The sequence below is a fragment of the Amycolatopsis sp. FU40 genome, from assembly GCF_021903635.1.
GTDB classification, from domain to species: Bacteria; Actinomycetota; Actinomycetes; order Mycobacteriales; family Pseudonocardiaceae; genus Amycolatopsis; species Amycolatopsis dendrobii.
In genome coordinates, this window is sequence record NZ_CP091381.1 from 224822 (window position 1) to 250181 (window position 25360).

28 protein-coding genes are annotated in these 25360 nt (G+C 70.4%); 18 read left to right on the plus strand and 10 right to left on the minus strand.

Translation table 11 applies throughout. The annotated features are described in order from the left end of the window. Nucleotides 1–17 precede the first annotated feature (17 nt). The 5 genes from L3Q65_RS02270 to L3Q65_RS02290 are packed head-to-tail and all read left to right on the plus strand — an operon-like array spanning nucleotide 18 to nucleotide 4657. A complete protein-coding gene (locus L3Q65_RS02270) occupies nucleotides 18–1214 on the plus strand; it encodes an MCE family protein (RefSeq protein ID WP_182890783.1) in 1197 nt (398 codons plus the stop codon). Continuing rightward, a complete protein-coding gene (locus L3Q65_RS02275) occupies nucleotides 1211–2401 on the plus strand; it encodes an MCE family protein (protein WP_237598682.1) in 1191 nt (396 codons plus the stop codon). Before L3Q65_RS02270 ends, L3Q65_RS02275 begins: the two co-directional genes overlap by 4 nt. Further along, nucleotides 2401–3642 (plus strand): MCE family protein, encoded by a 1242-nt coding sequence (locus L3Q65_RS02280; protein WP_182890781.1) that lies wholly within the window; start codon nucleotides 2401–2403, stop codon nucleotides 3640–3642. The genes L3Q65_RS02275 and L3Q65_RS02280 overlap by 1 nt, the downstream gene beginning before the upstream one ends. Beyond that, entirely contained in the window at nucleotides 3642–4172 is a 531-nt protein-coding gene (locus L3Q65_RS02285) for a hypothetical protein (protein WP_370648168.1), read from the plus strand. The genes L3Q65_RS02280 and L3Q65_RS02285 overlap by 1 nt, the downstream gene beginning before the upstream one ends. Further along, nucleotides 4169–4657: a hypothetical protein gene (locus L3Q65_RS02290; RefSeq protein ID WP_237598683.1), complete on the plus strand. Its 489-nt coding sequence runs from the start codon at nucleotides 4169–4171 to the stop codon at nucleotides 4655–4657. The genes L3Q65_RS02285 and L3Q65_RS02290 overlap by 4 nt, the downstream gene beginning before the upstream one ends. On the opposite strand, the gene L3Q65_RS02295 is transcribed toward L3Q65_RS02290, so the two are convergent. From L3Q65_RS02295 to L3Q65_RS02305, 3 genes are read right to left on the minus strand one after another with little or no spacing between them, the layout of a single operon-like run. Beyond that, a complete protein-coding gene (locus L3Q65_RS02295) occupies nucleotides 4635–5576 on the minus strand; it encodes a methylenetetrahydrofolate reductase (protein WP_237598684.1) in 942 nt (313 codons plus the stop codon). The genes L3Q65_RS02290 and L3Q65_RS02295 overlap by 23 nt on opposite strands. A 23-nt stretch (nucleotides 5577–5599) precedes the next feature. Continuing rightward, nucleotides 5600–6745, minus strand: coding sequence for a GDSL-type esterase/lipase family protein (locus L3Q65_RS02300; protein ID WP_237598685.1), 1146 nt, complete (start codon nucleotides 6743–6745; stop codon nucleotides 5600–5602). A gap of 44 nt (nucleotides 6746–6789) precedes the next feature. Next, nucleotides 6790–7272, minus strand: coding sequence for a hypothetical protein (locus L3Q65_RS02305; RefSeq protein ID WP_237598686.1), 483 nt, complete (start codon nucleotides 7270–7272; stop codon nucleotides 6790–6792). Between the two features lie 71 nt (nucleotides 7273–7343). Between L3Q65_RS02305 and L3Q65_RS02310 the strand changes: the two genes are divergently transcribed. From L3Q65_RS02310 to L3Q65_RS02320, 3 genes are all read left to right on the plus strand, one after another. Then, entirely contained in the window at nucleotides 7344–8582 is a 1239-nt protein-coding gene (locus L3Q65_RS02310; protein WP_237598687.1) for an aminotransferase class I/II-fold pyridoxal phosphate-dependent enzyme, read from the plus strand. A 67-nt stretch (nucleotides 8583–8649) separates the two neighbouring features. Further along, entirely contained in the window at nucleotides 8650–9744 is a 1095-nt protein-coding gene (locus L3Q65_RS02315; protein WP_182890776.1) for an FAD-dependent monooxygenase, read from the plus strand. A gap of 27 nt (nucleotides 9745–9771) precedes the next feature. Then, nucleotides 9772–10230 carry a YbjQ family protein gene (locus tag L3Q65_RS02320; RefSeq protein WP_182890775.1) on the plus strand — a complete coding sequence of 153 codons (459 nt, stop codon included), beginning with the start codon at nucleotides 9772–9774 and terminating at the stop codon, nucleotides 10228–10230. Between the two features lie 102 nt (nucleotides 10231–10332). Here the strand turns inward: L3Q65_RS02320 and L3Q65_RS02325 are convergent, their stop codons facing one another. Next, a complete protein-coding gene (locus L3Q65_RS02325) occupies nucleotides 10333–12129 on the minus strand; it encodes a long-chain fatty acid--CoA ligase (RefSeq protein WP_182890774.1) in 1797 nt (598 codons plus the stop codon). A gap of 112 nt (nucleotides 12130–12241) precedes the next feature. Here L3Q65_RS02325 and L3Q65_RS02330 point away from each other — a divergent pair, with 112 nt between their 5' ends. The 7 genes from L3Q65_RS02330 to L3Q65_RS02360 all read left to right on the plus strand — a co-directional run bounded on the left by L3Q65_RS02330 (nucleotide 12242) and on the right by L3Q65_RS02360 (nucleotide 17413). Continuing rightward, entirely contained in the window at nucleotides 12242–12652 is a 411-nt protein-coding gene (locus L3Q65_RS02330; RefSeq protein WP_037809839.1) for a hypothetical protein, read from the plus strand. A 9-nt stretch (nucleotides 12653–12661) separates the two neighbouring features. Then, nucleotides 12662–13456: a metallophosphoesterase gene (locus tag L3Q65_RS02335; protein WP_182890773.1), complete on the plus strand. Its 795-nt coding sequence runs from the start codon at nucleotides 12662–12664 to the stop codon at nucleotides 13454–13456. A gap of 27 nt (nucleotides 13457–13483) precedes the next feature. After that, nucleotides 13484–13921 (plus strand): SRPBCC family protein, encoded by a 438-nt coding sequence (locus L3Q65_RS02340; RefSeq protein ID WP_182890772.1) that lies wholly within the window; start codon nucleotides 13484–13486, stop codon nucleotides 13919–13921. Further along, nucleotides 13922–15079: an ArsA family ATPase gene (locus L3Q65_RS02345; protein WP_237598688.1), complete on the plus strand. Its 1158-nt coding sequence runs from the start codon at nucleotides 13922–13924 to the stop codon at nucleotides 15077–15079. Then, nucleotides 15076–15540, plus strand: coding sequence for a hypothetical protein (locus tag L3Q65_RS02350; RefSeq protein ID WP_182890770.1), 465 nt, complete (start codon nucleotides 15076–15078; stop codon nucleotides 15538–15540). Before L3Q65_RS02345 ends, L3Q65_RS02350 begins: the two co-directional genes overlap by 4 nt. Nucleotides 15541–15555: 15 nt before the next feature. Further along, nucleotides 15556–16482: an ROK family protein gene (locus L3Q65_RS02355; protein WP_237601030.1), complete on the plus strand. Its 927-nt coding sequence runs from the start codon at nucleotides 15556–15558 to the stop codon at nucleotides 16480–16482. A 61-nt stretch (nucleotides 16483–16543) separates the two neighbouring features. Beyond that, a complete protein-coding gene (locus L3Q65_RS02360) occupies nucleotides 16544–17413 on the plus strand; it encodes an NUDIX domain-containing protein (RefSeq protein WP_182890769.1) in 870 nt (289 codons plus the stop codon). A gap of 566 nt (nucleotides 17414–17979) precedes the next feature. Here the strand turns inward: L3Q65_RS02360 and L3Q65_RS02365 are convergent. Further along, nucleotides 17980–18768, minus strand: coding sequence for an SDR family oxidoreductase (locus tag L3Q65_RS02365; RefSeq protein WP_182890768.1), 789 nt, complete (start codon nucleotides 18766–18768; stop codon nucleotides 17980–17982). A 106-nt stretch (nucleotides 18769–18874) separates the two neighbouring features. On the opposite strand from L3Q65_RS02365, the gene L3Q65_RS02370 reads away from it, so the two are divergent. Continuing rightward, nucleotides 18875–19441, plus strand: a complete 567-nt coding sequence (locus L3Q65_RS02370) for a TetR/AcrR family transcriptional regulator (RefSeq protein WP_182890767.1) — start codon at nucleotides 18875–18877, stop codon at nucleotides 19439–19441. Here the strand turns inward: L3Q65_RS02370 and L3Q65_RS02375 are convergent. Genes L3Q65_RS02375 through L3Q65_RS02390 form a run of 4 tightly spaced genes read right to left on the minus strand, consistent with a single transcriptional unit; the run spans nucleotide 19438 to nucleotide 22386 of the window. Further along, complete coding sequence (locus tag L3Q65_RS02375; RefSeq protein ID WP_237598689.1) at nucleotides 19438–19893, minus strand: YdeI/OmpD-associated family protein; 456 nt, start codon at nucleotides 19891–19893, stop codon at nucleotides 19438–19440. The two genes, L3Q65_RS02370 and L3Q65_RS02375, sit on opposite strands and share 4 nt — an antisense overlap. An 18-nt stretch (nucleotides 19894–19911) precedes the next feature. Beyond that, complete coding sequence (locus tag L3Q65_RS02380) at nucleotides 19912–21051, minus strand: glutamate--cysteine ligase (protein WP_237598690.1); 1140 nt, start codon at nucleotides 21049–21051, stop codon at nucleotides 19912–19914. 10 nt (nucleotides 21052–21061) lie between these two features. Then, on the minus strand, nucleotides 21062–21622 hold the full coding sequence (locus tag L3Q65_RS02385; protein ID WP_182890764.1) for a hypothetical protein: 561 nt from the start codon (nucleotides 21620–21622) through the stop codon (nucleotides 21062–21064). Then, complete coding sequence (locus L3Q65_RS02390) at nucleotides 21619–22386, minus strand: carboxylesterase (RefSeq protein ID WP_237598691.1); 768 nt, start codon at nucleotides 22384–22386, stop codon at nucleotides 21619–21621. The genes L3Q65_RS02385 and L3Q65_RS02390 overlap by 4 nt, the downstream gene beginning before the upstream one ends. A 218-nt stretch (nucleotides 22387–22604) precedes the next feature. On the opposite strand from L3Q65_RS02390, the gene L3Q65_RS02395 reads away from it, so the two are divergent. Both L3Q65_RS02395 and L3Q65_RS02400 read left to right on the plus strand, forming a co-directional pair. Beyond that, nucleotides 22605–23366: a 1-acyl-sn-glycerol-3-phosphate acyltransferase gene (locus L3Q65_RS02395; RefSeq protein WP_182890920.1), complete on the plus strand. Its 762-nt coding sequence runs from the start codon at nucleotides 22605–22607 to the stop codon at nucleotides 23364–23366. 20 nt (nucleotides 23367–23386) lie between these two features. Further along, the gene (locus L3Q65_RS02400) at nucleotides 23387–23878 is read left to right on the plus strand and encodes a polyadenylate-specific 3'-exoribonuclease AS (RefSeq protein ID WP_182890762.1); all 492 of its coding nucleotides are present in this window, start codon (nucleotides 23387–23389) and stop codon (nucleotides 23876–23878) included. Nucleotides 23879–24134: 256 nt separating this feature from the next. Here L3Q65_RS02400 and L3Q65_RS02405 read toward each other — a convergent pair whose 3' ends face one another. Further along, nucleotides 24135–25229 (minus strand): 3-deoxy-7-phosphoheptulonate synthase, encoded by a 1095-nt coding sequence (locus tag L3Q65_RS02405; RefSeq protein WP_182890761.1) that lies wholly within the window; start codon nucleotides 25227–25229, stop codon nucleotides 24135–24137. Between the last annotated feature and the right edge of the window lie 131 nt (nucleotides 25230–25360).

Here is a 25360-nt window from a genome sequence, read left to right on the forward strand (position 1 = left end):
TTTCCCGCGGAGGCGTCATGACCGTCGAAACTCGTGCCGGACGGAATCTGGTCACCTGGCTTGGCTTTGCTTGTGTGGCAGCGCTTTTGCTCACGGCGGGCATTTACCTCGTGCTGCGCGATACGGGCGGCACCAAAATCTCGGCCTACTTCGGCAAAACCGTCGGCCTGTACGCCGGTTCGTCGGTGCGAGTGCTGGGCGTGGCGGTCGGCGAGGTCACCGCGGTGACGCCGCAAGGCCAGGCGGTGCGCGTGGACATGAAGGTGAACGACGACGTCCCGGTCCCGAAGGACGTCGGCGCGGTCGTCGTGTCGCCGAGCCTGGTGAGCGACCGGTACGTCCAGCTGACCCCGGCCTACGACAGCGGCCCGACGCTCGCGAGCGGAACCGTGCTGCCGCGCGACAAGACCGCGACGCCCGTCGAACTGGACGACCTCTACGCGAGCCTCGACAAGCTGTCCACCGCGCTCGGACCCAACGGAGCCAACAAAAACGGCGCGTTCTCCGATCTGCTGGACACCGCCGCGGCCAACCTCAAGGGCAACGGCAAGGACCTGAACTCGACCGTCAGCAGGCTCGCCGAACTGGCGGGCACGCTCGACGATTCGAAGGACGACCTGTTCTCCACGGTGAAGAACCTGAACTCCTTCACCTCCGCACTGTCCCAAAGCGACAGTCAGCTGAACGAGTTCTACCAGCGGCTCGCGGACGTCAGCGGCTTCCTCGCCGACGATTCGCACGACGTCGGGGCCGCGCTCGATTCGCTGTCGACGTCGCTGCAGGACGTGAAACAGTTCGTGGCGGACAACAAGAACGGGCTTTCGTCCAATGTGGCCAAACTGGCGTCGCTGACCAAGGTGCTGGTGGACCAGCGGGCCGCGCTCGCCGAGGTGCTCGACATCGCGCCGACCGGGGCGACGAACTTCATCAACACCTACGACGCGGCGTCCGGCACGATCGCGGTGCGGGACAACCTGAACGAGATCACCAATCCGCCGATCCTCACGATCTGCCGATTGATCAGCGCGGGCACGCCGAAACCGCTTCCGGACACGCTCGGCAACATCTGCAAGAAGCTCGCGCCAGTGCTCGACGGCACGTTGAAGCTGCCGTCCATCCCGCAGGCGCTGAACTCGCTGCAGAACGGCCAGCTGCCGCCGTTGCCGCTGCCGCTGTCGGACGTGCTGACGCAGAAACCCGGAGGCGCCAAGTGAAACGTCTCCGCAAACGGCTGGCGGGCGTGCTCGCCGGGGTGCTGGTGCTCGCCGGGTGCAGCGACGGCGGGTTCAACGGGCTGTACTCGACGCCGTTGCCCGGCGGCCCGGACGTCGGCGACCACCCGTACCACGTCACCGCGTTGTTCACCGACGTGCTCGACCTGGTGCCGCAGGCGAACGTGAAGGTGAACGACGTCGCGGTCGGCCGGATCGACCGGATCGCGCTCACCCCGGACACCCGGTCCGCGCTCGTGTCGATGACGGTGAACGGCGACGTCCAGCTGCCCGCCAACGCGCGTGCCGAACTGCGCCAGTCCAGCCTGCTCGGCGAGAAGTTCGTGCAGCTGAGCGCGCCGGCCGCGGAGAAGCCCGCGGGCAAGCTCGCCGACGGGGCGCAGATCCCGCTCGGGCGCACGAACCGCAATCCGGAGATCGAAGAGGTGCTGGGCGCGTTGTCGCTGCTGCTCAACGGCGGCGGCGTCGACCAGTTGCAGAACATCAGCCGCGAACTCAACGACGCGCTGTCGGGCAACGAACCGCAGATGCGCGCGCTGCTGTCCCGAGTGGACGAACTCGCTACCCAGCTCGACGGGCACAAGGGCGAGATCCTGCGCGCCATCGACGGACTGGACAAGCTGTCCACGACGCTCGCCGGGCAGAAGCAGAACATCGCCACCGCGCTGGACAAACTCGCGCCGGGGCTGAAGATCGTCGCCGACCAGCGCGACCAGCTGGTGGGGATGCTGAACGCGCTGAACAAGCTGTCCGGCGTCGCGGTCGACACGGTGAACCGCAGCCGGGACCAGCTCATCGCTAACCTCAAAGCGCTGGAGCCGACGCTGCGCCAGCTCAGCGCGGCGGGCAAGGATCTGCCGAACGCGCTGCGGATCCTGCTGACCTACCCGTTCCCGGACTACGCGGGCAACGTGATCAAGGGCGACTACGCGAACGTCGACGCGCGGATCAACCTCGATCTCGACAAGCTGGTGCAGAACTTCACGAACTCGTCGCAGCCGCCGTTCCAGCTGCCGACGCCGCCCTCGACCGCGGCCACGCCGCCTGCCGCCGGGCAAGGGACGCCGCAGCTGCCGCAGTTGCCGTTGCCGCTGCCCAACACCCCGGCTACGGGCGGAGCGAAACCGGGCCTGGGCGGGTTGCTCGGCGGTCTGCTGGGAGGCGGCTGATGAACACGCGCAAAGTCCGGATCCAGCTGCTGGTGTTCTTCGCGATCGCCGTCGTTTCGGTGGCGTACGCGGGCGGGCATTACGCCGGTCTCGACCGGATCTTCGGCAACCGCGGCTACCACGTCACGCTCAAACTGCCCGACTCCGGCGGGGTTTTCGTGAACTCCGAGGTCGCTTACCGCGGCGTGACGGTCGGCCGGGTCGGGGCCATGACGCTCACCCCGCAGGGCATCGACGTCCGGCTCGACATCGACTCCGGCGGCCCGGACATCCCGTCCGCGCTGCACGCGCAGGTCGCGAACCGGTCGGCGGTGGGGGAGCAGTTCGTGGACCTGCTGCCGGACCGCGAATCCGGGCCGTACCTGGAGGACGGCGCGGTCATCGCGCAGGATCGCACGTCGCTGCCCGCGACGCCGGATTCCGTGCTGACCCATCTCGACGGCCTGGTCGCGAGCGTCCATCCGGAATCGCTGAAGACGGTGGTGGACGAGACGTACGACGCGTTCGCCGGTTCCGGTCCGCAGCTGCAGAAACTGCTGGACAGCACCAGTTCGCTCACCGCGACGGCCGCCCAGTACGTCCCGGACACGCAGGGGTTGCTGGCGAATTCGCGCACCGTTTTCGCGACCCAGGAGCGGCAGGCGCAGAACATCACGGCGTTCGCGTCCGGGCTGAAGACGATCGCGGGACAGTTGAAGTCGTCGGATCCGGCTGTGCGCAAGGTGATCGACGAGGCTCCGCAGCTGAGCCGCCAGATCAGCGACGTGCTCGCGACGTCCGGGACCGACCTCGGGGTGCTGTTCGCGAACTCGCTCACCACCGCGCAGGTCACCTCGATGCGGAAGGACGCGATCGAGGAGCTGCTGGTGGCTTATCCGGTGATCTCGGCGTTCTCGCCGTCGACCTCGCCGGACGGCACCGGGCATCTGGGCGTGGTGTTCAACTTCTTCGATCCGCATTCGTGCACGAAGGGGTACGAAGGCACGAAACAGCGTCCGGCCAATGACACGAGCGAAGCGCCGGTCAACATGAACGCTTACTGCGCGGAGCCGCCGGGCAGCCCGACCGAGGTGCGCGGTGCGCAGAACGCGCCGTACGCGGGGAAGCCGCCCGCGATTCCGGCCGCGCCCAAGGCTTCCGCGCCTTCGGACCAGGGTTCGCAGCAGCAGCTGCCGGGTCTGCTGGGGCAGCTGACCGCACCGCTGAAGGGCGGGCTCGGGGCGTTGCTGGGCGGTTCGTGATGGCTGAGGAAAGCGAGGAGGTTGTTGCGGGGCAGCCCTTCCTGAATGGACGGGTGCTGACCGTGCTGGCCGTAGTCGCGGTGCTGGCCGCCGCGTGGTTCGGCTGGTCATGGTGGAGCGCGGCGCAGGACGACAGCCTCGCCCGCGGCCGCGCCCGGGACGCCGTGCTGGCCGCCGCGAGCACGGAACTGGTCACGCTGAACACGATCGACTACCGCACGAGCGCGGTCGACGTGGACCGCTGGATCGCCGCGACGACCGGGCAGTACGGCAAAGACCTCTCCGGCGACCGGCAGTTGCAGATCGACCGCGCCAAACGCACCAAAACCGTGTCGACGGCTTCCCTGGTGCAGGCCGCGGTCACCGAACTGAACCCTTCGGCAGGAACCGCGCGGCTGATCGCGGTCCTGAACGTCCGCGTGAGCACCGGCGACGGCGCGCCTTCGGCGAAACAGGCGCGCTTGGCCGTGGACTTCGCGCAAGACGGCGACACGTGGAAGATCGGCGGCGTCCAGGCGGTGGGCTCGTGAACCGGCGGACGATTGCCGCGGCCGTGGCGGCTGTCGCGCTGGCCTGCGCGGTGTGGTTCGGGGTGCAGGCGTCGCTGCTGCAACCCGAGGACGACGAGGCGATGGTCGACACCGAGGCGACGTCGCAGGTCACCGATCAGGTGAGCGCTGCGGTGAAGGCGGTTTTTTCCTACGACTACGCGAACCTGGACCGCACCGCTCGTGCGGCGGCCGATGTCTTGACCGGCTCGGCCGTGGGGCAGTACCAGGCCCAGTTCACTGCGGCCCGTCAGCGCGCGGCGAACGAAAAGCTCGTCCGGACAACCACAGTGCGCGCGATCGGGGTCCGCTCCCTGCACGGCGACGACGCGAGCCTGCTGCTTTTCCTGGACCAGCAAACGATCCTGCCCGGCGGCGGAGCGCCTCAGTCTTCGGTCGGCCAGCTTTCTGTGACCGCGCATCGCACCGACGGACAGTGGAAGATCACCGCGCTGGATCCGCTGTAACCGCCCGGCCGAGCAGCCCGCTCACTTCACGTGCGAGAGCCACCGACGCCTCGATCTCGACCTTCCGGATCGACACGCTCTCCACGAGGAACCCGAACGGCATCCCGAGCTTCCGGCAGAAAGCGGCCAGCTCGCGGGCGTTCGCCAGGCACTGCTCGTAGGACTCGGCCAGCGTGTCGTCCGCGTGGCGCAGGGAATTCTCCAGCCAGCGCGGGACGTGGACGCCGAGCCACTTGAGGAACGCCAGCGTTTTCGCCGAACCACAGACCGAGAGGGTGAACAGGACCGGCTTGGGTTCGAGCTGCTGCTCGCGGCAAGCGTAGAAGTAGTCGGAGACCATGCTCTTGGCCGCATCGGCGCTGTAGATCACCTGCGAGATGAAGTACGCGCAGCCGGCCTGCTGTTTGGCGATCAGCCGCAGGTGCTCGTCGGGCCGCTCGGTGATCGCGACGCCGCCGAGCAGCAGGTCGGGGCGCACCTCCCGGCGCAATGCCTGCGCTTCGGACAGCCGGGTGTGCACCTCCTTGCCCTTCGAGGAGGCCCCGACGAAGACGGACAGCACGCGGTCGGTGTCGGCGGTCCGCAGCCAATCGCGCAGCTCGCCCTCGGGGTACTTGCCGACGCACCGGTAGATGACCGCCGGACGGTCCCACCCGCTGAGATAGTCCGCGTGGTAGCTGGCCGGGTCGAGGGTCGGCAGGTAGGGGAACGGCCGCTCCTCGGGGTTGCGGTCGCTCTCGTCGTCGATGTCGTAGAGGGCGAGGCCGTCGACGTCGAGGTCGCTCAGCCGCGCCAGCGTGGCGGCGGTGATCTCCCGGATCCGCTCGGGAGTGTTGCTGAGGCGAGGCGGGGTGATGCCGAACAGCAGGACGCCGCTGCCGGAGTCGGTCAGCTTCGCCCGGAGAGTGTGGTCCGCCATGGCTCGAAAACTAGCAGCGCTCCTCATCCCGCGAAGGGACCGCCTGGTCCGAACACCTGCTTGGCGAACCGTTCCCCGGCCGACCGGTGCGTCGCCGCGTCCGGGTGCAGCGCGTCCGGCAGCGGGTGCTCGGCGAAATCCCCTTCTCCGTACAGCGAAAGCCCGTCCACGTAGGACAACGCCGGATCCTTCCGATCCCGGACGATCCGCGCCAGTTCCTCCCGGATCACCTTCAGCGTCAGCTTCCCCTCCGCGACGGCGGCGGGATCGCCCGTCGCCTTGAAGCGGAGCGTGCCGGTGCTGAAATCCGGTGCTCCCGGACCCGGCGTGTCCTCGTGGATCGGGCACAGCCAAGGCGAGACCACCGCCAGCGGAACGTCCGGATGCCCCTCCCGGATCGTGTCCAGGAACCCGTGCACGGCCGGGCCGAAGGCGCGCAGCCGCATCAGGTCCGCGTTCACCACGTTGATTCCCAGCTTCACGCTGATCAGATCGGCGGGAGTGTCGCGAATGGCCCGCGCGGTGAACGGGTCCAGCAGCGCGCTTCCGCTGAAGCCGAGGTTGATCAGGTCGACCCCGGCGGCAGCGGCGGCCAGCGCGGGCCACGTCTGGGACGGGCCTGCCGCGCCGGTGCCGTGGCTGATCGAGCTGCCGTGGTGCAGCCAGACCCGGCGGGCGGGCGGCAGCGGGGAGATCGGGGCAGTGGTGCGCAACGCGACCAGCCGGGTGGTTTCGTTGTACGGCAACCAGATCTCGACGTCCTTGACACCCGAAGGCAGGTCGGAGAACCGGACCGTGCCGGGCGGGCCGGGACGGGTTTCGCCCTCGCCGGTCATCATGTCGAGGATCAGTTCGTCGCCGCCCGACACCGTGGCGGAGCCGCCCGGACGCCCGTTCAGCACCAGGTCGTAGCCGCCGTCCGGCAGCGGCGGCACGCCCACGTAGCCGACCTTCGTGCGGTGGCTGTCCAGTTCGATCGCCGTCGACTCGGTGCGGAACGCCAGGCGCACGCCGGACGGCTGGGTCTCCGCCATCGCGAGCCTGCTGTCGGTGTTCTGCGTCCGCGCCCGCGCGGTCAGCCGGTGCGGCAGCAAGCCCCGCGGCGTGCGTTCGAGCTCAAGTGCGCCGCGGACGAACTCTTCGCCGATCTCGGTGGTGATCCACTGCATGCCGCCGAGTGTGCCGTCCGCGGCCGTGCGCCGCCAACGGGATATCAGCCGTCCCAGACCCCGGGGCCCTCGCGCAGCACGGCGACCGGGGCGGCCCCGGCGGACGGCCACAGGTCCAGCACGTACCGGAAATGCTCGCCGAACTCGTGGTCGTGCCATTCCGCGTCCGGCGGGCCGCTCTCCACATAGGACACTCGGACCCGGTACCGCCCTGGCGGCACCGCGATCCGGTGTTCCTGGCGGGCGTAACCGGCGGGACCGGCCAGCGTCGCCTCTCCGTCGGGGACGTCGAGATCGGCTTCCACCACGTGCGACGCGTCCGGCAGCACCGGCGGCGCGGATGCGCCGACCGACACGTCGACCTCGACCCAGTCGGAGCGCGCGGTCGCCACGGAGAGCGACGACGGCTCTACCGCGACGCGGTGCGCGGAGACCGCCTCGTCGGTCCATCCGCCGTCGCCGGGACGCCAGGCGTCCTTGTCCCGCAAGGAGAACTGCCGTTGCTCGGCATGCACCAGGTACCGCACGGGACCCACGCTAGCCCACGAGAGCCGGGGGTCACCCGAACTGGCTTGCGCGAGCGGTTTAGCGTGGTGGTATGACCACAGCTCCTGTCGATGTCGACACTGCCCGTCGCGACTACGCCGCGCTGGTCGAGCGCGGACTGTCCCTGGACATCACCCGCGGCAAGCCGTCGCCCCGGCAGCTCGACCTCTCCGCGGATCTCCTGACGCTGCCGAACGGCCAGTACAAGGCCGAGGACGGCACCGACACCCGCAACTACGGCGGGCTCAAGGGGCTGCCGGAGCTGCGCCGCATTTTCGCCGGCGCGCTGCAGGTGCCGGTCGAGCAACTGTTCGCCGCGGGCAACTCGAGCCTGGAGCTGATGCACGACACGATCGCGCAGGCGATGCTCAGCACCCTGCCGGGCGCGCCGCGCCGCTGGGCCGACGAGCCCCGGATCGCGATGCTGTGCCCGGTGCCCGGCTACGACCGGCACTTCGCGCTCGCCGAGCGGTTCGGCATCGAGCTGATCCCGGTGCCGATGACCGAGACCGGCCCGGACATGGACGTCGTCGAGCGCCTCGTCGCCGAGGACGCCGCGGTCAAGGGCATCTGGTGCGTGCCGAAGTACTCCAACCCGACCGGCGTCACCTTCAGCGCCGAGGTCGCGGGCCGGCTCGCCGCGATGCCCGCCGCCGCGCCGGACTTCCGGATCATCTGGGACAACGCGTACGCGGTGCACCACCTCACCGAGGACGAGCCGGAGCTGGCCGACATCCTCGCCCTCTGCGCCGAGGCCGGGAACCCGGACCGCGCGTTCGTGTTCGGCTCCACCTCGAAGATCACCTTCGCCGGGGCGGGCGTCGGGTTCTTCGGCGCGTCCGAGGCGAACCTCGCCTGGTGGCAGAGCGTGCTGAGCAAGCGCACCATCGGCCCGGACAAGGTCAACCAGCTGCGCCACGCGATGTTCCTGAAGGACGCCGACGGCGTCCGCGCGCTGATGCGCAAGCACGCCGAGCTGATCGCGCCCAAGTTCGCCGCCGTCGAGCGCATCCTCGCCGAGGAGCTGAGCGACCTGGCGACCTGGACCAAGCCGACCGGCGGGTACTTCATCTCGCTGACCGTGCCCGAGGGCACCGCGAAGGAGGTCGTGCGGCTGGCCAAGGAGGCGGGCGTCGCGCTGACCCCCGCCGGGGCCACCCACCCGCACGGCGACGACCCGGCCGACGCGGTCATCCGCATCGCACCGACCTTCCCCGAGCTGGCCGAGGTGGAGGAGGCCGTTCGCGCCCTCGCCATCTGCGTGCGGCTCGCGGTCGCCCAGCGCGCCTAGATCGACCGGCCTGTGCCGCCGCCACCCGCTACGGTGTCGGCGGCACAGTCGTTTCCAGGGGGGCACGATGCGGGTTCTGATCGCTGGCGGCGGAGTCGCGGGCACAGTCACGGCGATGGCTTTGCAACTCGCCGGGCACGAGCCGGTCGTCTACGAGGCGCATCCCAGCGGGGGAGCGGACGCGGGCGCGTTCCTCGTCGTGATGCACAACGGCATGAACGCCTTGCGCGCGATCGACGCCGACCGTCCAGTGATCGAGGCGTCCTTCGCCTCGACCGGCATGGAACTCGTCGGCCCGGACGGAACCACACTCGGCGCGCACGAGTTCGACCGCGAACTCGACGGCCCGCGCACCCTCACTCGCGCCGCGCTTTACCGTGCGCTGCAACAGGAAGCGGAACGCCGTGGCGTCGAGATCGTCCACGGCAAACGCCTCGTTTCCGCTGCGGAGGGCGTCACCGCGACTTTCCAGGACGGCACCACCGCGTCCGGCGATGTGCTCGTCGGCGCGGACGGCCTGCATTCTGTGGTCCGCACGCTCATCGATCCGCAGGCCGAGCCGCCGCGCTTCACCGGCCTCACTGTGGTCTACGGCTACACCCGCGCCGAAGGACTTCCTGCCGCGCAAGGCATCTACCGGATGTTCCGCGGCAGCCGCGCCGCGTTCGGCTACACCACCGACCCCGGCGGCGCGACGTTCTGGTTCGCCCGCGTCCCCGACTCCGAACGCTCGCGGGCCGAGATCGCCGCCGTCCCTCCGGAAGGCTGGCGAGAGTTCGCCCGCGCCGCCTTCGCGGACGACCCGCTGCCGTGCGCCGCGATCGTGGCCGCGACCGGCGACGACGTGCACGGCGGACACTCCTACGACCTGCCGACCACCCGCGTGTGGTCGACGCCGTCGATGGTGCTGGCCGGCGACGCAGCGCACGCAGCGTCCCCGGCGGCCGGACAGGGCGCGTCGATGGCGCTGGAAGACGCCGTGGTCCTCGGCCAGTGCCTGCGCGATCTGCCGGACGCGCCCGCCGCGTTCGCGGCCTACGACCGGCTGCGCCGCGCCCGCGTCGAGAAGCTAGTGGCCGCCAGCGCGGGCAACGACGTCGGCGGCGAGCGAGGATGGGCATACCGGCATCATCTGGACTGGACCGCGCGAATCACAGCGTGAGCGGCTCGCCGACGATACGATCCGCGCATGACTCAAGCCGCGCCACCTCAGCAGTTCCCGATCCTGCTGTCGACCATGAACGATCTGCCCGGGTACCGCGTAGTCCGCGTGTTCGGCGAGGTCTTCGGGCTCACCGTCCGCAGCCGCAACATGTTCTCCAACATCGGTTCCGGGTTCAAGGCGATGGGAGGCGGCGAGCTCAAGGGCCTCACCAAGCTGCTGTCCGACTCGCGCCACGAAGCCCTCTTCCGGCTCTGCCAGGAGGCCATGCAGCACGGGGCCAACGCCGTGCTCGCGCTGCGCTTCGACTGCAACGAGATCGCGGGCACGGCCAGCGAGATCGCCGCGTACGGCACCGCGGTGTACGTGGTCCCGGATGGTGCCCAGCAGCAACAGCAGGCCCCGCAACAGCAGCAGGCCGCCCCGCAGCAGCAGTACGCGCAGGCGCCGCAGCAGCAATACCAGGCTCAGCCGCCGCAGGCCTGAGCCCCTTGCCCGGCTTGCCCGTGCGACGAGCCGCCCGGCGGCCGTGACGGACGAAAACGGGCCCGCACCGGCGAAAGGTGCGGGCCCGTCTTTTCGCCGGGGTCACTTCCGGTACAGCGCCTCGATGTCGGACGCGTAGTTCTTGTTCACCACGTTCCGCTTCAGCTTCAGACTCGGCGTGATCTCGCCGCCCGCCTCGGTGAAGTCGTTCGCCAGCACGGTGAACTTCTTGATCGACTCCGCGTGCGACACCTGCTTGTTGGCCTCGTCGACCGCCGCCTGGATCTCCGCGCGCAGGTCCGCGTCCTCGGCCAGTTCCGACACCGTCGCCGCTTCCGGCTTGCCGTGCTGGGACTTCCAGGCCGGGAAGTACTCCTCGTCGATCGTCACCAGCGCGGCGATGAACGGCCGCTGGTCGCCGACCACCATCACCTGGCTCACCAGCGGCGCGGCCTTGATGGTGTCCTCGAGCCCGGACGGGGCGACGTTCTTGCCGCCCGCCGTCACGATGATCTCCTTCTTGCGGCCGGTGATCTTGAGGAAGCCTTCCGCGTCCAGCTCGCCGAGGTCGCCGGTGTGGAACCAGCCGTCGGTGAGGGCTTCCGCGCTCGCCTCCGGGTTGTTGTAGTACCGGCCGAACACGACGTCGCCCTTGAGCAGGACCTCGCCGTCTTCCGCGATGCGCACCGAGGTGCCCGCGACCGGACGCCCGACAGTGCCGACGCGGAACGCCGCGCTGGTGTTCACGTTCGCCGCGGCGGACGTTTCGGTGAGGCCGTAGCCCTCGAACACCGGCACGCCGATGCCGCGGAAGAAGTGCGCCAGCCGCGCGCCCAGCGGCGCTCCGCCGGACACCGCGGCGATGCAGCGGCCGCCCAGAGCGGCGCGGAGCTTGCCGTACACCAGCTTGTCGAACACCAGGTGCTTCGCGCGCAGGCCGAGCGAGGCACCGCCCTTTTCTTGCGCCTCGCTGTACGCGACCGCGGTGGCCTCGGCGGCGTCGAAGATCTTGCCCTTGCCGTCGGCGTGTGCCTTCTGCTTCGCGGTGTTGTAGACCTTCTCGAACACGCGCGGCACGGCGACGACGAACGTCGGCCGGAAGGTGCCGAGGTCCGGGACCAGGTTCTTCACGTCCGGCGTGTGGCCGAGGGTGACCCGGGCGGTGAGCGCGGTGATGGCGATCGCGCGGGCGAGGATGTGCGCCAGCGGCAGGAAGCACAGCAGCGAGTTGCCCTGCTCCATCAGCTCCGGGAAGGCCTCGATGTCCGCGCGGATCTCGGCGAGCAGGTTCCGGTGGGTCAGCTCGACGCCCTTGGGCCGGCCGGTGGTGCCCGACGTGTAGACGATGGTGGCCGTCTCGTTCGCGGTGACGCCGCGGCGGCGGGTGTGCAGGTCCTCGTCGGAGACCTCGGCGCCCAGCGCGGTCAGCTCGTCGACCGCGGGGGCGTCGCCCTCGATCTGCCAGGTGTGCTCGAGCGTGCTGAGCCGCCCGCTGATCTCGTCGACCGCTTTCCGGTGCGCGCCGGTCTCCACGACGACGGCCTTGGCCGCGGAATCGGAGAGGATCCAGTACACCTGTTCGGGCGACGACGTTTCGTAGATCGGAACGGTGACCGCGCCCGCGGCCCAGATCGCGAAGTCGACCAGCGTCCACTCGTAGCGGGTCTTCGACATCAGCGCGACGCGGTCGCCGTGCCCGACGCCCGCCGCGATCAGGCCCTTGGCCACGGCCGCGACCTGGTCGGCGAAGTCCTTCGCGGTGACGTCGAGCCAGGTGCCCTCGACCTGCCGCCGGAAGCTGACCACGTCGGAGAACCGCTCCGCGTTCGCCCAGACGACATCGGCCAGGTTCTCGTCGTCGGTCACCGGCTTCCCGGCGGGGGCGCTGTATTCGCGCACGTGGACCTCCGTGTTCGACGCGTGCGGTTACCCGCCAGTCAACTTAGCGTGCCGTAGACCTTAAGACCATGCTGGCACGGGGCGCGCGGCGAGGTCGTGACATCGTGTCCGGGTGCACGAACCGCCAGCTCTCGATCTTGTCGACGAGACCTTCCTCGTCGTGCCCCCGTCGACCGTCGCGGCCGCCTTCGCCGACCCGCGCTCGTGGCGGCGCTACTGGCCCGACCTGGAGTTGCAGGTCTACACCGACCGGGGGGACAAGGGCCTGCGCTGGACCGTCACGGGCGCCTTGATCGGTACCATGGAGGTCTGGCTGGAACCTGTTCTCGACGGCACGGTGCTGCACTACTTCCTCCGGGCCACGCCTGCCGGTCCCGGCGGCGTGCCGCGCGAGCTGAGCCCGCGCGAACTGCGCCGCGAATTCGACCGGCGGGCGCGCGCGGCGAAGGACGTGGCGCTGGGATTGAAGGAGATCCTCGAGGACGGGCGCGAGCCGGGGATTCCGCCCCGGCCCGTCGAGTAGGAGGCTCTTGTGCGGGTTCACGTCGTTTCGGACGTGCACGGCAACGCCGACGCGCTGAAGCGGGCGGGGGACGGGGCGGACGCGCTGGTCGTGCTCGGCGACCTGCTCGACTTCGTCGACTACCACGACCACGACAAAGGCATCATGGGCGTGCTGTTCGGCGCGGAGAAGGTCGGCGAATTCGCCCGCCTGCGCCGCGAAGGCACCAGGGACGAGACGGTCGCCTACTCGCGCACGCTGTGGGCCACCCTGGACGACCCGGCCGCCGCGGTCGACGAGGCGGTCAGGGAGCAGTACTCCACGTTGTTCGCTTCGATGACCGCGCCGACGTACGCGATCCCCGGCAATGTCGACGCGCCGTCGGCGTGGCCGGAGTTCGCCGGCGAGGGCGTGCATCTGGCCGACGGAGAGGTCGTCAGCATCGGCGGCCTGCGGTTCGGTTTCGCCGGCGGTGCGGTGCTGCCGGACGGCGTGCTCCCGCGTCCGCGCAAGGGTGCGGCGTGGCGGCCGTACCTGCGGGCCCGCGAGGAGTTCGACGCGGCGGTTTCGCTGCTGGACGAGGTCGACGTGCTCTGCACGCACATCCCGCCCGCGGTGCCCGAACTGACCTACGACGTGGTCGCCCGCCGCGCCGAACTCGGTTCGCGGGCGCTGCTGGACCTGATCCGGCGGCAGCGTCCGCGCTGGTCCGTCTTCGGGCACGTGCACCAGCCGCTGGCCGCGCGACGCCGGGTCGGGCACACCGAGTGCCGTAACGTGGGTCACTTCAAGGAGACCGGGCAGCCCTACGTGCTGCGCTGGTGACTGTGCTGTCCGGCTACGCTTCGTCCCATGGCCGAGCAGTCCACGCAGTCCATCGAGGTCGACGCCGAGCCCGCGCGGGTCATGTCGGTGATCTCCGATTTCCCCGCGTACCCGGAGTGGGCCAAGGCGGTCCGCGAGACCGAGGTGCTCGCGACCGACGACGAGGGCAGGGCGAAACAGGTGAAGCTCACCCTCGACGCCGGGCCGATCAAGGACGTGTACACGCTCGAATACGACTGGGACGATTCCGGTCTCGGCGTCAGCTGGCACCTGGTCAAGGGCCAGATGCAGAAGGCGCAGAACGGCCGGTACGCGCTCGAACCGCTCGGCGGCGGGCGCACCCGCGTCACTTACACCCTGTCGGTCGAGCTCGCGCTGCCGATGATCGGGCTGCTCCGGCGCAAGGCGGAGAAGATGGTCATGGACACCGCGCTCAAGGAGCTCAAGCGCAGGGCAGAGGGCTAGATGCGCATCCTGCTGTTCACCGGCAAGGGGGGTGTCGGGAAGACGACGCTCGCCGCGGCTACCGCTGCCGCGCTGGCCGGCCGCGGCAGGAAGACGCTCGTCGTGTCCACCGACCCGGCGCATTCGCTCGGCGACGCGTTCGGCACTTCGCTCGGCGGCGAACCCTCCGAAGTGGACATCCGCCGCGACGGCGCGCCGGCCGGTCTCTGGGCGGCGCAGGTCGACTCGCGGGCGCTGGCCGACCGCACCTGGCACGAGCTGCGCGGCGAACTGCGGAAAGTGCTGGCCGGAGCCGGTCTGGACGTCCTGGACGCGGAAGAGCTGACCGTGCTGCCCGGCGTCGACGAACTGCTCGCGCTGAGCGAGGTGCGGCGACTGGCTTCGCAGGGGCCGTGGGACACCGTGGTGGTCGACTGCGGTCCGACCGCTGAAACGCTGCGCTTGCTTTCCCTGCCGGAAGCCGTTTCGGGCTACTTGGGCCGGGTATTCGGCAACCGGCGCGTCGCGGCTTCGGTGCGGCAGCTCGGCGCGCATCTCGACGCGCTGCGCGAATTGCTCACCGATCCGCGCGTGACGACGGTGCGGCTGGTGCTGACACCGGAACGAGTGGTGGTCGCCGAGGCGCGGCGCACGCTGACGTCGCTGGCGCTGCGCGGCATCGCGGTCGACGGCCTGATCGCCAACCGGCTCATGCCCGCGCCCGGATTCTGGCGCGGTTCGGCGGCGAAGTGGCTGCGCACCCGCCGCGACCAGCAGGACGCGGTGCTGGCGGAACTGGCCGAGGCCGGATTCGGCCCGGGCGAGCTGGCCCGCGTCGAGCACCGGGCGAGCGAACCCGTGGGCGCCGAGGCTCTCGCCGAACTGGCCCGCGAACTGTACGGCAGCCGGGATCCGTTGGCCGGCAACGGAAAACCGGTCACGCCGCTGTTGTCGGTGGCCGCCGACGGGGCCGGTTTCCGGCTGCGGGTCGCGCTCCCGCTGAACCGGGATTCGGCAGTCGACCTCGCCCGCGTGGACGACGACCTGGCGATCACCGTGGACGGGTTCCGCCGCCTGGTCGCACTGCCCGAGACGCTGCGCCCGTGCCGGATCACCGGCGCGGAATCCGACGCCGACGGCCTGGTGGTCAGCCTGGCCGGGAACCGGGGATCCGGATGAGCGAAGAACACGAGGCGGGGTCTTTTTCGGACGGCCTGAAGCTGGCCGAGGAGATCCGGCTGCTGGTCGAGATGGTGATCGAACGCGCCGCGCCGTGGCTGGAAGGCGTCATGGCCGCCGGGCACGGCGGCGCTCCGGAGGAACCGGGCGGATCGGGCGACCCGGGTGTGGAGGACAGCACTTCCGGATGCGGCTGGTGCCCGCTGTGTGCGATCGTCGCCGTCGTGCGCGGCGAGCGGCCGGAGTTCGTGGCGAGGGTCCTCGAACAGGCCGCTCAGCTCGTCGCGCTGCTGCGGGCGGTGCTCGCGGACCGGTGGGAGCCGGAGGAAGGCGTGCACATGCCCGGCTTCCGGCCCGCCGCGCACGCGTCCGCGACCGCGTCCTCGGCGGAGCCGTCGTCGCGGGTCCAGCACATCGTCGTCCGCAAGCGCGCGGACTGGCAGCCGGAGCGGGAGAACTGATTGCTGACCGTAGGGGTGGACGTCGGCGGCACCAGCGTGCGCGTCGGCGTCGTGGACGAGCGCGGTTCGCTGCTCGACACGGCGCGCGTCGGGACGCCGAGCGAGGAGAACGCGCTCGAAGACGCCATCGCCGGGGTCGTCGAAACCCTGCGCAACCGGCACGACGTCGCCGCGGTCGGCCTTGCCGTGGCCGGTTTCGTGACCCGAGACCGGCGTTCGGTGATGTTCGCGCCGCATCTCGCCTGGCGCAACGCCCCGGTGGCGGACCGGATCGCGAAACGCGTCGGCCTCTCGGTGACGCTGGAGCACGACGTCAACTCGGCGGTCGTCGCCGAACACCGCTTCGGCGCCGCGCGGGGTGCGGGGGTGGCCGCGCTGGTCGCGCTGGGCACCGGGATCGGCGCGGGTTTGCTGCTGGACGGCGAGATTTACCGTGGAGCCCACGGGGTCGCGCCGGAACTCGGCCACCTCACGGTGGTGCGCGACGGCCGCGCCTGCCCGTGCGGCAAGTACGGCTGCTGGGAGCGCTACTGCAGCGGCACCGCGCTGGCCGCGACCGCCGTCGAGCTGCTCGCCCGGTACCCCGGCCGTTCCACCGTGCTGTCCCGCGAAATCGCCGGCGACCCCGGTTCGGTCACCGGCCGCCGAGTGGCCCGCGCGGCCCGCGACGGCGACCCGATCGCCTTGCGCGCCATGGCGGAACTGGCGAAATGGCTCGGCGAGGGCCTGGCCTTGGTGGCGGACGTCTTCGACCCGGAGATCATCGTGATCGGCGGCGGAGTGTCGGAGTCCGCGCCGCTGTTCCTGGACGAGGCCCGCGAGCACTACGCCGGCGCGATCACCGGTGCGCGGCACCGTCCGCTGGCCCGGATCCGGACGGCGCATCTCGGGGACGACACGGCGATCGTCGGGGCGGCGGCGCTGGCGATGGACACGTTGTGAGTGCTGATCACGGTTCTTGCCGGGATTAACACGCACGAGGTTCTGTGGAAGGCTGGGCCGGGTGACGCCGATGACCGCCAACCGCTTCGTGCGGTGCTCGTGCGGCAGGCAGCACTGGGGCGCGTTCGGCGCGGCCGGCTTGTTGTTGTGCGATCCCCGCCGCGGCGTGCTGTTGCAGCAGCGCGCGTCGTGGGTGCACAACGGCGGCACGTGGGCCTTGCCCGGCGGCGCGCTCGAGGTCGGCGAGACCGTGCACGAGGCCGCTGCCCGGGAGGCGTGGGAAGAAGCAGCCATCCCCGCGTCCGCCTTCCGCGCGATGTCCGCTTCGGTGCTGGACCACGGCGAATGGCAGTACACGACGGTCCTCGGCCTGGCCGACAGCGCGCTGCAGGCCCAGGTCGCGAACGAGGAAAGCGCCGAGATGCGCTGGGTCCCGCCGGACGAGGTGGCCGCACTGGACCTCCACCGCGATTTCGCCGCCGCCTGGCCGGTCTTGCGCGAGCAGCTGGGCCGCGAACTGGTGCTGGTGGTCGACGCGGCGAACGTGATGGGCTCCCGCCCCGACGGCTGGTGGCGCGACCGCCACGGCGCCGCGGAACGCCTGCGCGACCAGCTGACCACCCCAGCCGAACAAGGCCTGCGCGACGCCGTGACCGGCATCGGCGCGGGCGCGGCGTGGTCCTGGTGGCCCCGGGTGGTGCTGGTCGTCGAGGGCAAAGCCAGGGGAGTGGAATCGATCCCGGGCGTCGAGGTCGTCGCGGCGGAGACCGACGGCGATTCGAAGATCGTCGAGGTGACCGCCGCCGCCCGTCGACGCCCGCACGACCACGTCGTGGTGGTGACGGCCGACCGCGAACTGCGCGGCCGGGTCGGGGATCTCGGCGCGTCGGTGCTCGGGCCGGGCACGTTGTTGCGGGAGCTGGGCGGGTGAGCGGTGGTCGCGGCCCCTTGGCAGGGCTAGGGGCACCTCCTTCGTGGTGACTGGTCGTGGGTCGCGCGGCCGGGGCGGGGATCTCGACGTGCGGGTGCGGGGCCGGGGACGTTGTTGCGGGAGTTGGCGGGTGAGCGGTGGTCGCGTGGTCGTGGCTGCTGCTCGGTAGCGCCTCGGGGGGCACCTCCTTCGTGGTGACTGGTCGTGGGTCGCGCGGTTAGGTCGGAATCTCGACGCGCGGGTGCTGGGCCGGGGACGTCGTTGCGGGAGCTGAGCGGATTTCGCGCGGTCTCGGACGCAGCCCGATACCGCTTCGGGGACCACGTCCGTGGTGGCGGTCGAGCGAGCGGCGCTCGACTTAAGCCGCTGCCCGGCAGCGGCCCGCGCGCTCGTACCGGTGGCAGCCGACCGGGAACCGCTCGGCGAGGGAACCCAGCGCCCTCGCGAGGCACCGAGCAGTTGGCCAAGAGCCGCTGCCTTCCCGCGTGCGTAGCCGGGCCCGTGTCGTGGTGGCGGCGACAGATCGCGAGCCGCTGTCCCGCCCGGCCAACGCTCCCCGGCAGCCGTCACACGGTCTTCACCGAACCCGCGTCCACAAGGTGGTCCGTCCCGGTGATGCTCGCCGCCAGCGGTGACGCCAGATATGCGATCAACGTAGCCACCTCATCCGGTTCGATCAGCCGTCCGGTCAGCATCCCCGCACCGGCGGGCAGTGCAGCCAGCAAATCCTCGTGCGACAACCCCATCGACGAAGCCAGTTCGGCGCCGTAACTGTCCGGGCCTTCCCACAGCGCGGTACGAACCGGTCCGGGCGAAACAGTATTGACCCGAACGCCCCGCGGCCCGAACTCCTCCGCCAATGCCTTCCCGAAAGCGGTCAACGCGGCTTTCGCGGTGGTGTAAGCGATCGGGCCCGAATGCGGCATCCGCGCACCATTCGAGGACACCGTGACGATCGCGCCCCGCCGTTCGATCAGATGTGGCAGTGCCGCACGGGAAGCCCGCACCGCGGCGAGGAAATTCAGCTCCAGCAAATCCGTCCACTGCTGATCCGCGAGAGACAGGAAACCGCCGGCTTGCCCGCTGGCACTGTCGCCGCCGCCGACGTTGTTCACCAGGACGTCCAAGCCGCCGAATTCCGCGACGGCTTGGTCGATCACCCGTCCGGGACCGTCGGGAGCGGAGAGGTCCACCGCGATCGGCACCGCGCCGGTTTGCTTCAGTTCCGGCGTGATCGTCCGGGCCGCGGCCACCACGCGCATCCCCTCGCCGATCAGCGCGGAAACCGTGGCCAGGCCGATTCCCCGGCTCGCTCCGGTCACTGCCGCGGTCTTGCCGGTCAGCTGCAGGTCCATCGAAATCCCCCCAAGTCGGGTCACTAGCGATGCAGTTAAGCTAGCAGTTGCAACAGAAGTGTCGCAACTAATAATCGAGTGGCAACCATGGCGTAAACTGATCGGCATGGAGAAACGGGCCCTGCGCGCGGACTCGGAACGGACGGCCCAGGCGATCCTCGAGGCGGCCGAACGGGTGCTCAGCGACAACCCGGCGGCGACCATGGAGCAGATCGCCGAGGCCGCCGGCGTCTCGCGGACGACTGTGCACCGCCGGTTCGCCAGCCGGGACGCGCTGGTCGACGCGATGACCCTGTGGGCGACGCAGCAGTTCCACAACGCGCTCGCCAGCGTCCGGCCCGACGTCACGCCGCCGCTGGTCGCGCTTTACCAGGTGACCGCGAAGGTGCTGAGCGTCAAGCTCCGGTGGGGCTTCGCGATGAACGCGCACCCGGCGGAAGAAGGCGTCCTCACCCCGGACGTGCTCGCCCAGTGCGATGTCTTCTTCCGGCGGCTGGAGGAAAGCGGCGCGCTGCGGCCCGGCGTCGACCTGGTCTGGGCGCGGCGCGTCTACTGCGCGCTCATCCACGAAGCAGCGCAGGACCAGGACTCCGCCGATCCGGACGCGCTGGCCACCCGCGTCGTCGACACCGTGCTCGGCGGGTTCGGCAAACCCGGCGTGACGATGGGCTAGGGGAGCCCGTCCCCGGCGAGTTCGGCGACGATCTTCGCGATCCGCCGCTCCCGGGTTTCGGCGCGCTTGGCCGAGGTGACAGCTTCAGTCCGTTCCCGTTGGGCGGTAAAGGAAAGCTTGTCGAACGCCGCCCGCGCGCCGGTCCGTTCCGCCAGCGCCGAAGCCAGATCGTCCGGCATCTCGACGGTCCGCTCGGCGAGGTCGGCTTCGAGCGTGACCTCGACCGTCTCCCCGGCGGCGACCCCGGCCGCCTCCCGGTTCGCCGCGCTGAGCGGCAGCATGAACTCGCCCGAATAGACCGCGACCGTGCTGCGGTAGGTGTACGGGCCGATCGTCACCCGCACCTTCGGCCGCCGCCCCTGGCCGAGCGCCTCGACGACCTCGGCCGGGACCCGGAAACCGGTGGCGGTTTTGCCGTTGAGCTCGACGAGCGTGCTGAACGTATGCGACATCGCTGCCTCCCAGACCAGCTAAGCGTGCGGGACGCCGTCGCGCATCTCGGTGACCAGCGCGGCGACCACGGCCTTCAAGGATCCGTTGTACTGCTTCGCGACCGCCCGCTGCCGCTGATAGCTCGCGCCGACCCGGAGAATGTTCTCGACATCGCGCAGCTCGCGGGCGCAGTCCAGCCGCTTGGCGACCGGTTCCAGCCGGTCCAGCAGCTCGGCGAGGTCTTCGGTGACGAGCCGTTCGCGGCCGGCGGCGTCGAGGATGACGATCGCGTCGAGGCCGTAGCGGGCGGCGCGCCACTTGTTCTCCTGGACGTGCCACGGCGGCAGCACCGGCAGCGTCTCGCCCTTGTCGAGGCGGGCGCTGAAGTCGTCCACCAGGCACTGGGTGAGCGCCGAAATCGCGCCGACCTCCTGCAGCGTCGGCAGTCCGTCGCACACGCGCATCTCGATGGTGCCGAAATGCGGGGCCGGGCGGATGTCCCAGCGGATCTCGGAGAAGTGGTCGATCACGCCGGTGGTGAACATGTCCTCGACGTAGCCCTCCAGCTCCGCCCATTCGCGGAACTGGAACGGCAGCCCGGCGGTCGGCAGCTGCTGGAACATCAGCGCCCGGTTCGAGGCGTACCCGGTGTCCTCGCCGGACCAGTACGGCGACGACGCGGACAGCGCCTGCAGATGCGGCGCGTAGCGCAGCAGCCCGTCGAGCACCGGCAGCACCTTGTCCCGGTGGTCGAGCCCGACGTGGACGTGCACGCCGTAGATCAGCATCTGCCTGCCCCACCACTGGGTGCGGTCGATCAGCTTGGCGTAGCGCTCCTTGTCGGTCACCTTCTGCCGGTACCACGAGGAAAACGGGTGCGAGCCCGCCGAGAACAGTTCGACGCCCAGCGGGTCGGCGACCCGGTGCACCTCGTCGAGCGCTTCGGAGAGGTCGTGTTTCACCTCGCCGACCGTGCGGCAGACGCCGCTGACCACCTCGATCGTGTTGAGCAGCAGTTCCTGTTTGATCCGGGGATGTTCGGCGGCCCTTTCCGGGCGGACCGCGGCGAGGAGTTCCTCCGCGACCGACCGCAGTTCGCCGCTGCGCCGGTCCACCAGCGCGAGTTCCCATTCCGCGCCGACGGTGGAACGCCGGGACGCCTGGAAGTCGATCCGCATGCCCGCCCGGTCAGACCTGGGCGCCGTTGCTGGGGTCCGCTCCCGGCGGCGGGCCCTGGCGCACGCGCAGCAGGAGCAGCGCGATGCCGGTGGCGAGCGAAAGGATGCCGAGCGGCGTGGCGAGCGCGGGGCCGACCCCGATCAGGTTCGGCACGATCAGCAGCAGGAGCCCGACGACGAAGAACAGCAGCACGATGAACGCGCCCTTGCGCCAGCGCGGCAGCGGCGGCGGCTCCGGGGGCACGTAGTGCTCGTCGTCCTCGGCCGGGTCGCCGGAGAACATGGTGGTGTCCCAGTCGGTGCCGCCGGTGCGCCAGCCGTCCGAAGACGACGGCGGCGAAGACGGCGGGGCGGCCGGAGCAGGCGGGTCCGCGGCGGGCTTCGGCTTGGCCTTGCCCGTTTCGGGTTCGGCTCCGGGGGACGCGTCGGTTCCGGCGGACGCGGGGCCGGCGCCGGAGAACGGGTCCTCGTCCAGGAACACGCCCACGCCCTCGGCCCGGAGATCGGCCACGATCTCGGCGAACGTGGCGTCGACGTCCTCGGGTCCGTCCGCGCCTTTCCCCCGGTTCATCCGGCACCCACCTGTCCCGCCCGCAACTGCCGGGCGAAGTCGACACTGCGGCTGAAGATCAGTTCCGCGTCGTGGTCCTGCGTCGCGACGTGATAGCTGTTCTCCAGCACCACCTCGGTCACGTCCGTGCTCGAGATGCCGTCCAGAACGATCTGCGAGTTCTCGGGTTCGACGACGTGGTCGACCCGCGAGTGCAGCAGCAGCACCGGCTGAGACACCTTCGGCAGGTCGGCGCGCACGATCTTCCACAGCCGGGCGAGGCTCGCCGCGGCCCGCACCGGGGTGCGCGGATAGGCCAGTTCGACCTCGCCGGGCTTGGCGATGTCGTTGCCGATCGCGCGGATCGACGGGACCACTCGCGACAGCAGCGGCAGCACCTTGGCGTCCAGGCTCAGCCGCGTGACCGACGGGTTGACCAGCACGAGGCCGGAGACGTCCGCGCCGAACTCCTCGGCGAGGCGGAGGGTGAGCGTCCCGCCCATCGACATCCCGCCGACGAACACCTGGTCGCACTCCGCGCGCAGCGCCAGCAGCGACTCGCGCACCGTGGCGTACCAGTCCTGCCAGGTCGTCCGGTTCAGATCGCGCCAGTGCGTGCCGTGGCCGGGCAGCAGCGGGCAGCGCACCGCGAAGCCCTCGCCCGCCAGGTGCGCGCCCCAGGCGCGCATGCCGTCGGGCGTCGCGGTGAATCCGTGGCAGAGCAGGAAGCCGGCCCCGGAGGAACCCGGGTGGGAGAACGGTTCCGCGCCGGCGAGCACGCCCATCACGAACGCCCTTCCGAATCGAAGCGGTGGAGTCCTCCCATGCTCTCACGCCGAAGCCGGGTTGTGGGGCCCACTCCGGAAGCGGGGATCCTTCCGGTCCCGCTGTGAGATCGGTCGCTGCCCCCGGGTGACCGCCCGCTCTCGCGTTGTGCGGGCCGGTGCTTGTTCCGTACCCTGACCTGCCGGGGCCCGCGCGGGCAGGAAAGGACTGGAACCCGGTGCTGTACTGGCTGATGAAGTGGGTGTTCATCGGGCCGCTGCTGAAGACGCTGTGGCCCACCAAAGTCGTCGGCGCCGAAAACATCCCCGAGACGGGTGGCGCCATCCTCGCCGGCAACCACCTCGCGGTCGCGGATTCGTTCTTCATGCCGCTGCGGGTCAAGCGCAAGGTCACCTTCCCGGCGAAGTCGGAGTACTTCACCGAGCCCGGGTTCAAGGGCCTGCTCAAGAAGTGGTTCTTCACCGGCGTCGGCCAGTTCCCCATCGACCGCTCCGGCGGCAACGCCGCGCAGGCCGCGCTCGACACCGCGATCCGGCTGGTCAAGGACGGGCACCTGCTCGGCATCTACCCCGAGGGCACCCGCTCCCCGGACGGACGGCTGTACAAGGGCAAGACCGGCGTCGCCCGGATCGCGCTCGAATCGCGCGGCGTGGTGGTCCCGGTGGCGATGGTCGGCACGGACAAGGTCAACCCGATCGGCTCCAAGATGTGGTGGCCGCGGCGGCTCGAGGTGCGCTTCGGCAAGCCGCTCGACTTCTCCCGGTACGAGGGGTTGGCAGGCGACCGGTTCATCGAACGCTCCATCACCGACGAGATCATGTACGCGCTGATGGAGCTCTCCGGCCAGGAGTACGTGGACATTTACGCGGCCAAGGCCAAGGAACTGCTCGCCGCCGAGGCGGCCGGGGTGAAGCCCGCGGTGCCGGTCCAGCCGAGGGCCCTGGACGCCGATCGGGTGCCGGAGACGAAGGCCGGGTAGGGCCCCACTAGAGTTCCCCGGTGCGTTTTTTCTACGACACCGAGTTTATTGAGGACGGCGTGACGATTGACCTCGTGTCGATCGGTGTCGTTGACGAGCGCGGACGCGAGTTCTACGCCGTGTCCACCGACTTCGATCCCGGGCGGGCCGGGGCTTGGGTGCGGGAGAACGTGCTGCCCAAGCTGCCTTCGCCCGCGGATCCGGCTTGGCGGAGCCGCGAGCGGATCCGGGCGGATCTGCTGGAGTTCTTCGGGAAGCCGCCCGGGGGGATCGAGCTGTGGGCTTGGTTCGCGGCGTACGACCATGTGGCGTTGGCGCAGTTGTGGGGGCCGATGCCCGCGTTGCCTCGGCAGTTGCCTCGGTTCACGCGGGATCTCCGGCAGCGGTGGGAGGACGCGGGTAAGCCCAAGCTGCCTGCCGCGCCTGGGGATCAGCACGACGCGTTGGCTGACGCCCGGCACAACTTGCAGCGGTGGGAGGTTATCGAGGAGGCGTTTCGCCGGGGGCGGTGATTCGGCTCGTCGCCTGGCGGCGACATCGGCCGTCTTGGGTTGCGTGGGGCACCCCGAAGGGTGATTGTGCTGACGGTCTGGGGGTGCTTGTCAAGGCGGGAAAGATGCCTTGACAAGCACCCCCAGACCGCAGGGACGCTTCGTATCGGGGTGCGGGGGAGGGGCTGGGTGCCTCGATCGTTGGGTGCACCGGGTGCGGTTTTAGGGCGCGAGGGAACCCTCGCGGGTTCCCTCGCTTCGAGACAGGCTGGGCGGGTCAGCGGGTGCGGCGGGCGCGGACGGCGGTCGCCAGGGTGTCCAGCAGGTCTTCGGTCGTGTCCCAGTCCATGCAGGCGTCGGTGATGGACTGGCCGTAGGTCAGCTTCTCCGACTGTCCCAGGACCAGGTCTTGGCGTCCGGCGACCAGGTTGCTTTCCAGCATCAGGCCCGCGATTCCGCGTTCTCCGGCGGAGATCCGGCCGGCCAGGTCGCGGACGACCTCGGACTGGCGGACGTGGTCCTTGTTGCTGTTGCCGTGGCTCGCGTCGATCACCAATCGCTCCGGGAGGCCGGACTTCGCCAGGCGGGCGAGGGTTTCCTCGACGGACGCCGGGTCGTAGTTCGGGCCCGCGGAGCTGCCGCGGAGGATTACGTGGCAGTCCGGGTTTCCGGAGGTCGTCACCAGGGCGGCGAGGCCGTCCACGTTGATGCCGGGGAAGACGTGCGAGGCGGCGGCGGCGCGGGTCGCGTCCACGGCTACCTGGATGTCGCCTTCGGTCGAGTTCTTGATGCCGACCGGCATGGACAGGGCGCTGCACAGCTGGCGGTGGACCTGGCTGGCGGCGGTGCGGGCGCCGATCGAGCCCCAGGTGACGATGTCGGCGATGAACTGCGGGGTGATCGGGTCGAGGAATTCGCAGCCGACCGGGAGGCCCAGTCCGGAGACGTCCAGCAGGAGTTTCCGGGCCAGGCGCAGGCCCTTGTTGACGGCGAACGTGCCGTCCAGGTCGGGATCGTTGATCAGGCCCTTCCAGCCCAGCGTCGTGCGCGGCTTTTCGAAGTACACCCGCATCACGATGTGCAGGTCTTCGCGCAGGGCCTCGGCCTTGGCGGCCAGGCGGCGGGCGTAGTCGAGGGCGGCTTCGGGGTCGTGGACCGAGCACGGGCCGACGATCACGGCCAGACGGTCGTCGCGGCCGTCGAGGATGTCGACGGTTTCCGTGCGGCCGTTTTGCACGACTTTGGCGACCGCGGCGTCCACGGGATGGTCTTCGCGCAGCAGCGCGGGCGAGATGAGGGGACTGACCGACGTGGTGCGGCGGTTGTCCAGCGTGCTCGCGTCGGCGGGGGCGGCGACGAGGGGGGTGCTCATGTGCGGGTGGTTCCTTCCTGGTGGACACCGACCCGCGGGGGATTCGCCGAGCCGGTTCGAGATCCGGCTCGGGGTGGAGGTCAGCGCAGGTTCACGCCGCCGTGCCCACCCGGGGCCGGCTTCGTAAACCA